This is a genomic window from Pseudomonas sp. B21-032, from assembly GCF_024748965.1.
Lineage (GTDB): Bacteria > Pseudomonadota > Gammaproteobacteria > Pseudomonadales > Pseudomonadaceae > Aquipseudomonas.
In genome coordinates, this window is the sequence record NZ_CP087180.1 from 387,771 (window position 1) to 401,478 (window position 13,708).

The 13,708-nt window shown below is 63.6% G+C and carries 11 protein-coding genes and 1 pseudogene; 9 read left to right on the top strand and 3 right to left on the bottom strand.

The window, feature by feature from the left end; translation table 11 throughout:
• Nucleotides 1–35: 35 nt before the first annotated feature.
• The 3 genes from LOY54_RS01710 to LOY54_RS01720 all read left to right on the top strand — a co-directional run bounded on the left by LOY54_RS01710 (nucleotide 36) and on the right by LOY54_RS01720 (nucleotide 4,239).
• Entirely contained in the window at nucleotides 36–2,486 is a 2,451-nt protein-coding gene (locus tag LOY54_RS01710; RefSeq protein WP_045193899.1) for a glycogen/starch/alpha-glucan phosphorylase, read from the top strand.
• 142 nt (nucleotides 2,487–2,628) lie between these two features.
• Nucleotides 2,629–3,639, top strand: coding sequence for a class 1 fructose-bisphosphatase (locus LOY54_RS01715; RefSeq protein ID WP_045193898.1), 1,011 nt, complete (start codon nucleotides 2,629–2,631; stop codon nucleotides 3,637–3,639).
• A gap of 3 nt (nucleotides 3,640–3,642) precedes the next feature.
• Nucleotides 3,643–4,239 carry a DUF924 family protein gene (locus LOY54_RS01720; RefSeq protein WP_045193897.1) on the top strand — a complete coding sequence of 199 codons (597 nt, stop codon included), beginning with the start codon at nucleotides 3,643–3,645 and terminating at the stop codon, nucleotides 4,237–4,239.
• A 53-nt stretch (nucleotides 4,240–4,292) separates the two neighbouring features.
• On the opposite strand, the gene LOY54_RS27485 is transcribed toward LOY54_RS01720, so the two are convergent.
• On the bottom strand, nucleotides 4,293–5,123 hold the full coding sequence (locus LOY54_RS27485; RefSeq protein WP_404944412.1) for a methyl-accepting chemotaxis protein: 831 nt from the start codon (nucleotides 5,121–5,123) through the stop codon (nucleotides 4,293–4,295).
• A 24-nt stretch (nucleotides 5,124–5,147) separates the two neighbouring features.
• Nucleotides 5,148–6,185 (bottom strand): annotated as a pseudogene (locus LOY54_RS27490) (cache domain-containing protein); the annotation flags it as partial.
• A gap of 234 nt (nucleotides 6,186–6,419) precedes the next feature.
• Here LOY54_RS27490 and LOY54_RS01730 point away from each other — a divergent pair.
• Together LOY54_RS01730 and LOY54_RS01735 are read left to right on the top strand one after the other, a co-directional pair.
• Nucleotides 6,420–6,674: an outer membrane protein assembly factor BamE gene (locus tag LOY54_RS01730; protein ID WP_010222308.1), complete on the top strand. Its 255-nt coding sequence runs from the start codon at nucleotides 6,420–6,422 to the stop codon at nucleotides 6,672–6,674.
• Complete coding sequence (locus LOY54_RS01735; protein ID WP_258608977.1) at nucleotides 6,671–7,246, top strand: lipocalin family protein; 576 nt, start codon at nucleotides 6,671–6,673, stop codon at nucleotides 7,244–7,246. Before LOY54_RS01730 ends, LOY54_RS01735 begins: the two co-directional genes overlap by 4 nt.
• A 64-nt stretch (nucleotides 7,247–7,310) precedes the next feature.
• Here LOY54_RS01735 and LOY54_RS01740 read toward each other — a convergent pair whose 3' ends face one another.
• The gene (locus LOY54_RS01740; RefSeq protein WP_258608979.1) at nucleotides 7,311–8,675 is read right to left on the bottom strand and encodes a formimidoylglutamate deiminase; all 1,365 of its coding nucleotides are present in this window, start codon (nucleotides 8,673–8,675) and stop codon (nucleotides 7,311–7,313) included.
• A 143-nt stretch (nucleotides 8,676–8,818) separates the two neighbouring features.
• Between LOY54_RS01740 and hutC the strand changes: the two genes are divergently transcribed.
• From hutC to hutH, 4 genes are all read left to right on the top strand, one after another.
• The gene (gene hutC, locus LOY54_RS01745; RefSeq protein ID WP_176794301.1) at nucleotides 8,819–9,529 is read left to right on the top strand and encodes a histidine utilization repressor; all 711 of its coding nucleotides are present in this window, start codon (nucleotides 8,819–8,821) and stop codon (nucleotides 9,527–9,529) included.
• A complete protein-coding gene (locus LOY54_RS01750; RefSeq protein ID WP_258608980.1) occupies nucleotides 9,526–10,095 on the top strand; it encodes a HutD family protein in 570 nt (189 codons plus the stop codon). The genes hutC and LOY54_RS01750 overlap by 4 nt, the downstream gene beginning before the upstream one ends.
• Before the next feature lie 298 nt (nucleotides 10,096–10,393).
• Nucleotides 10,394–12,073: a urocanate hydratase gene (gene hutU, locus LOY54_RS01755; protein ID WP_045193892.1), complete on the top strand. Its 1,680-nt coding sequence runs from the start codon at nucleotides 10,394–10,396 to the stop codon at nucleotides 12,071–12,073.
• A 67-nt stretch (nucleotides 12,074–12,140) separates the two neighbouring features.
• Nucleotides 12,141–13,673 (top strand): histidine ammonia-lyase, encoded by a 1,533-nt coding sequence (gene hutH, locus LOY54_RS01760; RefSeq protein ID WP_123564860.1) that lies wholly within the window; start codon nucleotides 12,141–12,143, stop codon nucleotides 13,671–13,673.
• Nucleotides 13,674–13,708: the final 35 nt, after the last annotated feature.

The window sequence follows — 13,708 nt, forward strand, 5'->3', positions numbered from 1 at the left end:
CCATCCGCATTCGTCAACTTGCCCGAGGACGTCGCATGTCTCAGGAACCGCTCGCTCGTGACGCAGAGGTGGCCGCTTTTCGCACCGCTGTGCTGGATAAATTGACCTACGCGGTCGGCAAGGACCCGGAGCATGCCTTCGATCACGACTGGTTCGAAGCCATTGCCCTGGCTGCCCGCGATCACATGGTCGACCACTGGATGGACCATACCCGGCAGATCTACCGCAAGAGCCAGAAGCGGGTGTATTACCTGTCGCTGGAGTTCCTGATCGGCCGTCTGCTGTACGACAGCCTGAGCAATCTCGGCCTGCTCGATGTTGCCCGTGAAGCGCTGGACGGGCTTAACGTCGACCTTGAGCGCATTCGCCTGCTGGAGCCCGATGCGGCGCTGGGTAACGGCGGCCTGGGGCGTCTGGCGGCGTGTTTCATGGAGAGCATGTCGACCCTTGGCATCGCCGCCCACGGTTACGGCATTCGTTACGAGCACGGCCTGTTCCGCCAGGCGGTAGTCGATGGCTGGCAGCAGGAGCAGACCGAGAACTGGCTGGATTTCGGCAACCCCTGGGAGTTCGAGCGGGCCGAGGTAATCTACCCGATCAGCTTTGGTGGCAGTGTCGAGACCGTGCACGATGCCAGTGGCCAGCAGCGCCAGGTGTGGTGGCCGGCCGAGACGGTGCGTGCGGTGGCCTATGACACGCCGGTGGTCGGCTGGCGCGGTGCCAGCGTCAACACCTTGCGCCTGTGGCGGGCGCGGGCATTGGAAGAGCTACACCTGGAGCGCTTCAATGCCGGCGACCACCTTGGCGCTGTCGCCGAAGTGGCGCGCGCCGAGAGTATCTCGCGGGTGCTGTACCCGGCCGACAGTACCGAGGCCGGCCAGGAGCTGCGCCTGCGGCAGGAGTACTTCTTTGTTTCCGCCTCGCTGCAGGACCTGCTGCGCCGGCACCTGAACATGCATGACAGCCTGCTCAACCTGCCGCAGCAGGCGGCGATCCAGCTCAACGACACCCACCCCTCGATCGCGGTCGCCGAGCTGATGCGCCTGCTGGTCGACCAGCACGAAGTGCCCTGGGACACCGCCTGGCAGCTGACCGTCGAGACCCTGGCCTACACCAACCATACTTTGCTGCCCGAAGCCCTGGAAACCTGGCCGGTGGGTTTGATGGAGCGCATGCTGCCGCGGCACATGCAGATCATCTACCTGATCAATGCCTTTCATATCGACGCCTTGCGCGCCAAGGGCATCCACGACTTCGACGTGCTGCGCGCGGTGTCGCTGATCGAGGAAGACAACGGCCGCCGGGTGCGCATGGGCAACCTGGCGTTCCTCGGTTCGCACAGCGTCAACGGTGTGTCGGCGCTGCACACAAAGCTGATGCGCAGCACGGTGTTCGCCGAACTGCACAAGCTCTACCCCGAGCGAATCAACAACAAGACCAACGGCATCACCTTCCGGCGCTGGCTGTTCCAGGCCAACCCGCAACTGACCGGCATGCTGGTCGAGGCCCTCGGCGCCGACCTGCTCGATGACCCGCAGGGACGCCTGCGCGACCTTGAGCCGTTTGCCGACAAGGCGTCGTTCTGCAAGCAGTTCGCCGCCCAGCGCCTGCACAGCAAAAAGGCCCTGGCCAGCCTGGTCCAGGAGCGCCTGGGCATTACCCTCAACCCCGAGGCGATGTTCGATGTGCAGGTCAAGCGCATCCATGAGTACAAACGCCAGTTGCTCAACCTGCTGCACACCGTGGCCCTGTACCAGGCCATCCGCGCCGAACCTGGCAGTGGCTGGGCGCCGCGGGTGAAGATCTTCGCCGGCAAGGCCGCCGCCAGCTATCACCAGGCCAAGCTGATCATCAAACTGAGCAACGACATCGCCAAGGTGGTCAACAACGACCCGACCGTGCGCGGCTTGCTCAAGGTGGTGTTCTTGCCCAACTACAACGTCAGCCTGGCCGAGAGCATCATTCCGGCGGCCGATCTGTCTGAGCAGATTTCTACCGCCGGCTACGAGGCGTCGGGCACCAGCAACATGAAATTCGGCCTCAATGGCGCGCTGACCATCGGCACCCTGGACGGCGCCAATGTCGAAATGTGCGAGCAGGTCGGGGCCGAGAACATGTTCATCTTCGGCCTGACCTCCCAGCAGGTGGAGGCGCGCAAGCGCAGCGGCGACTTTGGCGCCAGTGCCGCGATCGGTGCCTCCCATCGGCTCAACGACGTGCTCCAGGCCATTCGTGGCGGGGTGTTTTCACCGGATGACCCGGCCCGCTATGTCGGTTTGGTCGACTCGCTGGTGGCTTATGACCGCTTCCTGGTGTGCGCCGATTTCGATGCCTACTGGGAAGCGCAATTGCGCGTCGAAGCGCTCTGGCGCGAGCCCAGGCAGTGGTGGCGCATGGCAGTGCTCAACAGCGCGCGGATGGGCTGGTTCTCTTCGGACCGGACCATCCGCGAGTACGCCACGGATATCTGGAAAGCCCTCGACTAAGCTGCAAAGGCCGGCCCGGGAGCGCTGAACTCTCGGGCCGATGTGCCGTCTGATCGGCCAAGCGTGTCTGATTGCTCGCTAGCGCTTCACTCTCCCTGTAAACTGCGTGGGTTTTTATTACCCCCTTCCTTCGGAGCCTTACATGTCCCGCGTTACCCTGAGTCGCTATTTGATTGAGCAGACCCGCAGCAACAGTACCCCTGCCGATCTGCGCTTCCTGATCGAAGTGGTGGCGCGTGCGTGCAAGGAAATCAGCCACAACGTCTCCAAAGGCGCGCTGGGCGGTGTCCTGGGCAGCATGGGCACCGAGAACGTGCAGGGCGAAGTCCAGAAGAAACTCGACGTGATCTCCAACGACATCCTCCTCGAAGCCAACGAGTGGGGCGGTCACCTGGCCGGCATGGCTTCCGAAGAGATGGACAACGCCTACCAGATCCCGGGCAAATACCCGAAAGGCGCCTACCTGCTGGTCTTCGACCCGCTGGACGGTTCGTCGAACATCGACGTCAACGTCTCGGTCGGTACCATCTTCTCGGTACTGCGCTGCCCGAACGAATACCTGAGCCAGAACGAGAGCCTCAACGAGCAGGCCTTCCTGCAGCCAGGCACCAAGCAGGTTGCCGCCGGTTACGCGATCTACGGCCCGCAAACCATGCTGATCCTGACCCTGGGCAACGGCGTCAAGGGCTTCACCCTGGACCGCGAACTGGGCAGTTTCGTACTGACCCACGAGAACATCCAGGTGCCGGAAACCACCGCCGAGTTCGCCATCAACATGTCCAACCAGCGCCACTGGGAAGAGCCGGTGACCCGCTACGTGGGCGAGCTGCTGGCCGGTGAAACCGGTCCGCTGAAAAAGAACTACAACATGCGCTGGATCGCCTCGATGGTTGCCGATGTGCACCGCATCCTGACCCGTGGCGGCCTGTTCATGTACCCGCGCGATGCCCGCGAACCGTCCAAGCCGGGCAAGCTGCGTCTGATGTACGAAGCCAACCCGATGTCCTTCATCATCGAGCAGGCCGGCGGTGCTTCCACCGACGGTCGCCAGCGCATCCTCGACATCCAGCCAGAGAGCCTGCACCAGCGCGTGGCAGTGTTCCTCGGCTCCAAGCAGGAAGTCGAGCGCGTTACCGGTTATCACAAGGAGTAAATCATGCTCGCACCTTGGCAGCCTTTGCTGGAGTGGTGGTTTGGCTGGGGCACCAGCCCCCAGGATGTGGCTGACGAGAAGAGCACCTTGTGGTTCGGCAAGCACCACGACGACGAAGCGCGTGAGCGCTTCGGCGAGCTGGTCGAGCAAGCGCTGGCCGGCGGCCTCGATGAGTGGCTGCAAAGCCCGCAGGGCTGGCTTGGCCTGGTGTTGCTGCTCGACCAGTTGCCGCGCATGATCCACCGCGACACGCCGCGCGCCTTCGATGGCGACCGACGTGCCCAGGTGCTGGTGATGCAGGGGCTGGACAAGGCCTGGGATTACCAGTTGCTGCCGATCCAGCGGGTGTTCATCCTGTTGGTGCTGGAGCATGCCGAGGTACTGGACTGGCAGAACATCAGCGTCGAGCGTTACCAGTTGCTGCTCGATGCCCAGCCGGATGCCGATCGGCGCTTGTTCGAAGGGTTCCTTGACTACGCCGAGCAGCACCAGCGGGTGATTGCCCGCTTTGGCCGCTTCCCGCATCGCAATCTGTTGCTGAATCGGCCGAGTACCGATGAAGAGATGGATTTTCTGCTGGAGCCGGGCTCAAGGTTTTGAGTTGAGCTCAATCGCGGGGCAAGTCGAGTCGTCGCCCCGCGATCAGCTTCACATCAGATCCTGAAACTCCCCACCAATTGCTTCAAACGATTGGCCTGATTCTCCAGGTCATTGCAGGCGCGCAAGGTTGCCTGCAGGTTCTCTACCCCTTCCTGATTCAGCGTATTGATTTCGGTGATGTCGACATTGATCGACTCGACCACGGCCGTCTGCTCTTCGGTGGCGGTGGCCACCGACTGGTTCATGCCGTCGATCTCGCCGATACGCAGGGTTACGCTGCCCAGCCGCTCGCCGGCCTGGTTGGCGATGCCGACGCTGTGCTGGCTGTGGCTCTGGCTTTCGGTCATGGTGCTGACCGCCACCTGAGCACCAGCCTGCAGCTCTTCGATGATGCGCTGAACCTGCTGCGCCGAATCCTGGGTGCGGTGGGCGAGGTTGCGGACCTCGTCGGCCACCACGGCAAAGCCGCGTCCGGCCTCGCCGGCACGGGCCGCTTCGATGGCGGCGTTGAGCGCCAGCAGGTTGGTCTGCTGGGAAATGCCGCTGATCACCTCGAGAATCTGGCCGATGTTCACCGTGTTGGCATTGAGCGTCTCGATGTTGCCGCACGAGTCGCTGATTTTCGCCGACAGTTGGTTCATCACTTCGATGGTCTGCTCGACCACCTGCTGGCCCTGCGCCGCCAGGTTGCGCGCGTCGCTGGAGTGCTGCGAGGCGAGGGCGGCGTTCTGGGCGATTTCCTGGGCAGCGGCGCCAAGCTGGTTGATCGCCGCAGCGACGCTGCTGGTGCGGCTCGACTGCTGGTCGGCATTGTGGATCGAGGCGTTCGAGGCACTGACCACGCGCAGCGCCACTTCGTTGACCTGGCCGGTGGCCGAGGCCACTTCGCGGATCGACTCGTGAATACGTTCGACAAAGCGGTTGAACGATTGGCCGAGGCTGCCGAATTCGTCCTGGCCATGAATGCGCAGGCGCCGGGTCAGGTCGCCTTCGCCTTCGGCGATGTCGTGCATGGCCCGGCCCATCACGTGCAGCGGCTCCATCAGCACGCGAATCAGCACGCCGAGCAGGGCGATGATGATCAGCACGGCGATCACCGTGGCCACCACTGCAGAGGTGCGCAGTTCGCTGAGCATGGCAAAGGCGAAATCCTGGTCGAGCTCCAGCGCCACGTACCAGTCCGCCGACGCCACGCCGTTGACCTTGGTGAAGGTGATGAACTGCTTGTGGCCGTTGAGCTCGGCTTCTTTCAGGCCGCTACCGACCTGCGGGGTGTCTTGCGGGTAAGCGTCGCTGAGGTTCTTCAGCACCAGGTCGGCTTTCGGGTGGACGAGGATCTTGCCCGCGCCGTTGACGATGAAGGCCTGGCCGTGGCCGTCGAAGTTCAGCGCGTTGATGATCGCGCTGATGCTATCCAGATCGGTGTCGACGCCGTTGACGCCGATCAGCCGGCCCTGGTGCTGCACCGGGGTGGCCAGGGTGATCACCAGCTTGTTGGCCGAAGCGGAAATGTACGGCTCGGTAATGATGGTCTGGCCGGCGCTGGTGGCGGCCTTGTACCAGCCGCGCACCCGCGGGTCGTAGTCGGCGGCGCGATTGCCCAGCGGTACCGACTGCATGTAGCCGTCCTGGCCACCGAAGTAGGTCAGCAAAAAATTGCTGCCGTACACCGGCAAGCTCAGGCTGCGGGTCAGGCTGTCCTTGCTGGCGCCATCGATGGCGACTTGCTGGGACAGCGACTGCAGCAGCTGCATGCGGCTTTGCAACCAGGTCTGGATATTGCTGCTGGTCAGGCTGCCGAGCTCCTGCATCGAGGCTTCGGTGTTGCTGCGCAGGGTCTGGCGCTGGCGGTAATCGTTGAACAGGATGAAACAGGTGAAGGCGACAGCGACCACCAGGGCGGCGGCGAGCAGAATCTTGTGGCTGAACTTCAGGTTTTTTGTCATTGCGAGGTCTGTCTGCACAAGGCGGGTCAACGGGTGGGGCGCGGCAATCGGTCGCAGCGCCTTCCTGTGTCGTCCGTTATGGGCAAAAGATTAATCGCAGAACTCACCAGTCGACCAATGGCGGGGCTTTGACGCCAACAAAACCTGGGCGCTCGGGAACCGGATGAGCTTTTTCCCTTCTAAGCTGTCGGTAGGCCACCGCGCCTGCACCCTCATGTCCAGGAGTGACCCTTCATGTCGTTGCGTTCCCTCGCCCTGCTGTCCTTGTGCGTGTTCCTCACTGCGTGCAACAAGATCAACCAGGAAAACTATTCACAGCTCAAGTCCGGGATGGCCAAGGCCGAGGTCGAAAAACTGCTCGGCGCGCCGACCGATTGCTCGGGCGCCCTGGGCATGTCCAGCTGCACCTGGGGCGACGAGAAGACCTTTATCAGTGTCCAGTACGCCGGTGACAAAGTGCTGATGTATTCCGGGCAGGGCCTCAAATGAAGCGGTTGCATCTGCTGCTGGCGCTGTGCGCCGGGTTGATCCTCGGCGGCTGTGCCAGCACCGGCGCAGGCTCGCTGGAGCCCAAGACTGCCGGCAGCGTCGACCTCAAGCGCTACCAGGGCAAGTGGTATGAACTGGCGCGGCTGCCGATGTTCTTCCAGCGCGACTGCGCCCAGTCCGAGGCTCATTACAACCTCAAGCCGGACGGTAATGTCGGGGTGCTCAACCGCTGCCAGACCCTGCAAGGTGAATGGCAGGAGGCCAGCGGCACGGCCACTGCGCAGGTGCCGGGCAAGACCGACAAACTCTGGGTGGAGTTCGACAACTGGTTCTCGACCTTGCTGCCTGGGGTCGCCAAGGGCAACTACTGGATCCTTTACGTCGACGACAAGTACCAGACTGCGCTGGTCGGCAATCCGGATCGCAAGTACCTGTGGATACTGTCGCGCACCCCGACCATTCCGGCGTTGCAGCGCGAAAGCCTGCTGGCCAAGGCGCGCCAGCAGGGCTACGACACCCAGCGGCTGATCTGGCGGGTGACGGACAAGGACATGGCGGCGCACCAGCCTTGATACCCAAATCGCTGGCAAGCCAACTCCGACAGTGTAGGAGCGGGCTTGCCCCGCGATGGCGTAATCAGCCCAACAGGCTGCGCAGCACCCCGGCAAATTCCCGTGCGCTGTCTTCTTCCAGGGCATGGCGACCCTGGCGCACGACCCACTGGCCGTTGACCATCACATCGCGCACCTGACGGTCACCGCCGGCAAACAGCCAGCGGTTGAGAATGCCGTCTTCACTGGCTGTCGCCAGGTACGGGTCGTTGCCATCGAGCACCAGCCAGTCCGCGCGCTTGCCCACCGCCAGTTCGCCAATCGGCTGGCCCATGGCCTGGGCGCCGCCACTCAGGGCGGCGTCGTACAGGGTGCGCCCGACCATCGGCTGATCGCCGCGGTACAGGCGGTTACGGCGCTGGTCACGCAAACGCTGGCCATATTCCAGCCAGCGCAATTCCTCTACCACGCTCAATGACACATGGCTGTCCGAACCAATCCCCAGGCGCCCGCCGCGGGCCAGGTAATCCACGGCCGGGAAGATGCCGTCGCCCAGGTTCGCCTCGGTGGTCAGGCACAAGCCGGCGACCGCGCCGCTGCGGGCCATCAACTCGACTTCGTCGGGCTCGGCATGGGTGGCGTGCACCAGGCACCAGCGCTGATTTACTTCGGTGTTCTCGTAGAGCCACTGCAACGGCCGGCGCCCGCTCCAGGCCAGGCAGTCGTCGACTTCTTTCTGTTGCTCGGCGATATGGATGTGCACCGGACAGGCCTTGTCGCTGGCAGCCATGACCTCGGCGATCTGCTCCGGAGTCACCGCGCGCAACGAATGGAAACACAGGCCCAGGGCCTGCGCCGGCTGCTCGGCGAGCAGCGGCGCCAGGCGTGCCTGCAGGTTCAGGTACTGTTCGGTGCTGTTGATAAAGCGCCGCTGGCCTTCGTTCGGTGCTTGCCCGCCAAAGCCGGAGTGGCTGTACAGCACCGGCAACAGGGTCAGGCCGATGCCGCTGGCGCGCGCCGCAGCGCTGATGCGCAGCGACAGCTGCGCCGGGTCGGCGTAGGCCTGGCCCTGGGTGTCGTGGTGAACGTAGTGGAATTCGGCGACCGAGGTATAGCCGGCCTTGAGCATCTCGATGTACAGCTGGCGGGCAATGACCTGCAGCTGCTCAGGGCTGATCTTGCCGACCAGGCGATACATCAGCTCGCGCCAGGTCCAGAAACTGTCATTGGGGTTGCCGGCCACTTCCGCAAGCCCGGCCATGGCGCGCTGGAAGGCGTGCGAGTGCAGGTTGGGCATGCCCGGCAGCAGCGGGCCGGCCAGGTGCTCGGCGCCTTCGGCCGAGGCGTTGGCCTCGATGCGGGTCAGCAGGCCGTCGGCGCCGACCTCGATTCGGACGTTTTCGGCCCAGCCTGTAGGCAGCAAAGCACGTTCGGCAAAGAAGACGGACATCGGCACGGCACCTCATTGTGATTATTTGTATATACATATACAGACGTTTGCCTGCTGGGTAAACTCCGGCAAGCTACCGTTCATTCAACCGAACAAGGATATCTTCCGTGCCGACACCTCCTGTCTCCGCGCTGGTTGCCCAGATGGGCGAGGGTCCGGCGCCGCTGTACGCCCGGGTCAAACAGATGATCGCCCAGCAGATCCAGAATGGCAGCTGGCCGCCGCATCACCGGGTGCCGTCCGAGAGCGAACTGGTCAACCAGTTGGGCTTCAGCCGCATGACCATCAACCGCGCCTTGCGCGAGCTCACTGCCGAAGGCTTGCTGGTGCGCATGCAGGGCGTCGGCACCTTTGTTGCCGAGCCCAAGAGCCGTTCGGCGCTGTTCGAGGTCAACAACATTGCCGACGAGATCGCCGCCCGTGGCCACGAGCACAGCTGCAAGGTGATCATCCTCGCTGAAGAGGCCGCCGGTTCCGAGCGCGCCCTGGCCCTGGACATGCGTGAAGGCCAGCGGGTGTTCCACTCGCTGATCGTGCATTACGAGAACGGCGTCGCCGTGCAGATCGAAGACCGCTTCGTTAATGCTGCGGTAGCGCCCGAATACCTCCAGCAGGACTTCACCCGGCAAACGCCCTACGCCTACCTGTCCCAGGTCGCACCCTTGACCGAGGGCGAACACGTGGTCGAGGCGATTCTTGCCGACCCGGATGAATGCCGCCTGCTGCAAATCGAACCGGGCGAGCCGTGCCTGCTGATCCGCCGCCGCACCTGGTCGGGGCGCCAGCCAGTGACTGCCGCTCGTCTGATTCATCCCGGATCCCGTCATCGCTTGGAAGGACGCTTCAGCAAATGAGCCAGTTGCAGGTATTACGCGCCAAAGACTACCCCCGCATGCCATGGAAGAACGGCGGCGGCAGCACCGAAGAGATTGCCCGCGATGCCGGCGTAGGCCTGGACGGCTTCGGCTGGCGCCTGTCGATTGCCGATATCAGCGAGTCCGGTGGTTTTTCCAGCTTTGCCGGGTATCAGCGGATCATCACCGTGCTCGAGGGCGAGGGCATGCGCCTGCAGGTCGATGGCCAAGCGACGCGGCCGTTGCTGCCGTTCGACGCCTTTGCCTTCAGCGGCCAGAGCCAGGTCAGTTGCACGCTGCTCGGTGGTGCAATTCGCGATTTCAACCTGATCTATTCTCCCGAGCGCTACAACGCGCGCCTGCAGTGGCTCGATGGCAGCCAGCGGCTGTTCAGTTCGGCCACGACCGTGCTGCTGTTTGCCGTGGCTTCCCAGGTCGAGGTGACGCTGGACAGCGGTGTGCAGCTGCTTGGGCGCTATGACTGCTTGCACCTGGAGGCGAGTCAGGGCCTGCAGACCTTGAACATTCAGGGGCGCTGCTGCCTGATCGAGCTCAGCCCGCGCTGAGTGTGTTACGCCTCGGCCGTTCAGCGCGGCCGAGGCTGTTACCGATTGACCCAAAGTGGTGCAACGCCACTGATCCCCTTGGTTCGACCGCTCATCTCCTGGAAAAAATTTTAATTCGCCACAGCCCGCGCATCGCGGGGCTCTAGCACCTGCGTTGGCGCCGGGGAAAGCGCTCTGGTCAGGAGTTGGCACTTCAATTGCCTATGCTTGTACATACAAGTAAAGATGTGTTTGTATAAGTGCCATGACCCACCCAATGCCTGGGTTGCTCTGGACCGATCGCTTAGGAGCCATTTCCGTGACTGACAACAACTTCAAGAAATTCCGTGACGTCGAAATCCGCGCAGCGCGCGGCAACAAGCTGACCGCCAAAAGCTGGCTGACTGAAGCACCGTTGCGCATGCTGATGAACAACCTCGACCCGGAAGTCGCCGAGAACCCGAAAGAGCTGGTGGTGTACGGCGGTATTGGCCGTGCCGCGCGTAACTGGGAGTGCTACGACAAGATCGTCGAGAGCCTGACCAACCTGAACGACGACGAAACCCTGCTGGTGCAGTCGGGCAAGCCGGTCGGCGTGTTCAAGACCCACAGCAACGCCCCGCGCGTACTGATCGCCAACTCCAACCTGGTACCGCACTGGGCCAACTGGGAACACTTCAACGAACTGGATGCCAAGGGCCTGGCCATGTACGGCCAGATGACCGCCGGCAGCTGGATCTACATCGGCAGCCAGGGCATCGTCCAGGGCACCTACGAAACCTTCGTCGAAGCCGGCCGCCAGCACTACAACGGCAGCCTCAAAGGCAAGTGGGTACTGACCGCGGGCCTGGGCGGCATGGGCGGCGCCCAGCCACTGGCGGCGACCCTGGCCGGCGCCTGCTCGCTGAACATCGAATGCCAGCAGAGCCGCATCGACTTCCGCCTGAGCAGCCGCTATGTCGACGAGCAAGCCAAGGACCTGGACGACGCCCTGGCGCGCATCGCCAAATACACCGCCGAAGGCAAGGCCATCTCCATTGCCCTGCTGGGCAACGCCGCCGAAATCCTGCCTGAGCTGATCAAGCGTGGCGTGCGCCCGGACATGGTCACCGACCAGACCAGCGCCCACGACCCGCTCAACGGCTACCTGCCAGCCGGCTGGACCTGGGAGCAATACCGCGATCGTGCGCAGACCGAACCGGCTGCGGTGGTCAAGGCCGCCAAGCAATCGATGGCTGTCCACGTTCAAGCCATGCTCGAGTTCCAGAAGCAGGGCGTGCCGACCTTCGACTACGGCAACAACATCCGTCAGATGGCCAAGGAAGAGGGCGTTGCCAATGCCTTCGACTTCCCGGGCTTCGTACCGGCCTACATTCGTCCGCTGTTCTGCCGTGGTATCGGTCCATTCCGCTGGGCGGCGCTGTCGGGTAATGCCGAAGACATCTACAAGACCGACGCCAAGGTCAAGGAACTGATCCCGGACGACGACCACCTGCACAACTGGCTGGACATGGCCCGCGAGCGCATCAGCTTCCAGGGCCTGCCGGCGCGTATCTGCTGGGTTGGTCTGGGCCAGCGCGCCAAGCTGGGCCTGGCGTTCAACGAAATGGTCCGCCGCGGCGAGTTGTCGGCGCCGATCGTTATCGGCCGCGACCACCTGGACTCCGGCTCGGTATCCAGCCCCAACCGTGAAACCGAATCGATGCAGGATGGTTCCGACGCCGTCTCCGACTGGCCGCTGCTCAACGCCCTGCTCAACACCGCCAGCGGTGCGACCTGGGTATCCCTGCACCACGGTGGTGGCGTAGGCATGGGCTTCTCCCAGCACTCGGGCATGGTCATCGTCTGCGACGGTACCGACGAAGCTGCCGAGCGGATCGCCCGGGTACTGACCAACGACCCGGCTACCGGTGTCATGCGTCACGCCGATGCCGGTTATCAGATCGCCATCGACTGCGCCAAGGAACAAGGCTTGAACCTGCCGATGATCACGCGCTGATCTGCGCTAAATGGTTGATACTGATATCTATGCAGGCGCCTACGCCTCACGAGTACGGAGCATTAACGTGACTGAATTGACCCTGAAGCCTGGCACCCTGACCCTGGCTCAGCTGCGTGCGATCTACCAGCAGCCGGTAAAACTCAAGCTGGATTCCAGCGCTGACCAGCAGATCGACGCCAGCGTCGCCTGCGTCGAGCAGATTCTCGCGGAAAACCGCACCGCCTACGGCATCAACACCGGTTTCGGCCTGCTGGCCTCGACCCGTATCGCCAGCCACGACCTGGAAAACCTCCAGCGTTCGCTGGTGCTGTCCCACGCCGCTGGCGTCGGCCAACCGATCGACGACGCCCTGGTGCGCCTGATCATGGTGCTCAAGGTCAACAGCCTGAGCCGTGGTTTCTCCGGCATTCGCCGCAAGGTGATCAACGCCCTGATCGCGCTGATCAACGCCGAGGTCTATCCGCACATCCCGCTCAAGGGTTCGGTCGGCGCGTCCGGCGACCTCGCCCCGCTGGCGCACATGTCGCTGGTACTGCTGGGTGAAGGCAAGGCGCGCCACAACGGCCAATGGCTGTCGGCCACCGAAGCCCTGGCGGTTGCTGGCCTTGAGCCGCTGACCCTGGCGGCCAAAGAAGGCCTGGCACTGCTCAATGGCACTCAGGCCTCCACCGCCTTTGCCCTGCGCGGCCTGTTCGAAGGTGAAGACCTGTTCGCCGCGGCCATGTCGGTCGGTGGCCTGACCGTCGAAGCCGTGCTCGGTTCGCGTTCGCCGTTCGATGCGCGCATCCACCAAGCCCGTGGCCAGCGCGGCCAGATCGATGCAGCCGCGTGCTACCGCGACCTGCTGGGTGATGGCAGCGAAGTTTCCGCCTCCCACGAGAACTGCGGCAAAGTCCAAGACCCGTACTCGCTGCGTTGCCAGCCACAGGTCATGGGCGCCTGCCTGACCCAGTTCCGCCAGGCCGCCGAAGTGCTGGTGATCGAAGCCAACGCCGTGTCCGACAACCCGCTGGTGTTCGCTGCCGAAGGTGACGTGATCTCCGGTGGTAACTTCCACGCGGAGCCGGTGGCCATGGCTGCCGACAACATGGCCCTGGCCATCGCCGAAATCGGTTCGCTGAGCGAGCGCCGCATCTCGCTGATGATGGACAAGCACATGTCCCAGCTGCCGCCGTTCCTGGTTGCCAATGGCGGGGTCAACTCCGGCTTCATGATCGCCCAGGTTACCGCCGCGGCCCTGGCCAGCGAGAACAAGGCCCTGGCGCACCCGCACAGTGTCGACAGCCTGCCAACGTCTGCCAACCAGGAAGACCACGTGTCGATGGCCCCGGCTGCCGGCAAGCGCCTGTGGGAAATGAGCGACAACGTGCGCGGTATCCTTGCCATCGAATGGCTGGCTGCCTGCCAGGGCCTGGACCTGCGCGAAGGCCTGAAGACCTCGCCGAAGCTGGAACAGGCGCGTCAAACCCTGCGCAGTAAGGTTGCCTACTACGACAAAGACCGCTTCTTCGCCCCGGACATCGAGGCGGCCATCGCCCTGCTGGCCGAAGGGCGCCTGACCGGCCTGCTGCCGGCCAAGGTCCTGCCTAGCCTGTAATTGCTCCCGGGGCCCTTCGCGGGGCAAGCCCGCTC

What these genes read in the sequence shown, in the direction of transcription:
- LOY54_RS01710 (WP_045193899.1), top strand. Translation starts at nt 36, where the DNA reads ATGTCTCAGGAACCGCTCGCTCGTGACGCAGAGGTGGCCGCTTTTCGC.
- LOY54_RS01715 (WP_045193898.1), top strand. Translation starts at nt 2,629, where the DNA reads ATGTCCCGCGTTACCCTGAGTCGCTATTTGATTGAGCAGACCCGCAGC.
- LOY54_RS01720 (WP_045193897.1), top strand. Translation starts at nt 3,643, where the DNA reads ATGCTCGCACCTTGGCAGCCTTTGCTGGAGTGGTGGTTTGGCTGGGGC.
- LOY54_RS01730 (WP_010222308.1), top strand. Translation starts at nt 6,420, where the DNA reads ATGTCGTTGCGTTCCCTCGCCCTGCTGTCCTTGTGCGTGTTCCTCACT.
- LOY54_RS01735 (WP_258608977.1), top strand. Translation starts at nt 6,671, where the DNA reads ATGAAGCGGTTGCATCTGCTGCTGGCGCTGTGCGCCGGGTTGATCCTC.
- LOY54_RS01740 (WP_258608979.1), bottom strand. Translation starts at nt 8,675, where the DNA reads ATGTCCGTCTTCTTTGCCGAACGTGCTTTGCTGCCTACAGGCTGGGCC.
- hutC (WP_176794301.1), top strand. Translation starts at nt 8,819, where the DNA reads ATGGGCGAGGGTCCGGCGCCGCTGTACGCCCGGGTCAAACAGATGATC.
- LOY54_RS01750 (WP_258608980.1), top strand. Translation starts at nt 9,526, where the DNA reads ATGAGCCAGTTGCAGGTATTACGCGCCAAAGACTACCCCCGCATGCCA.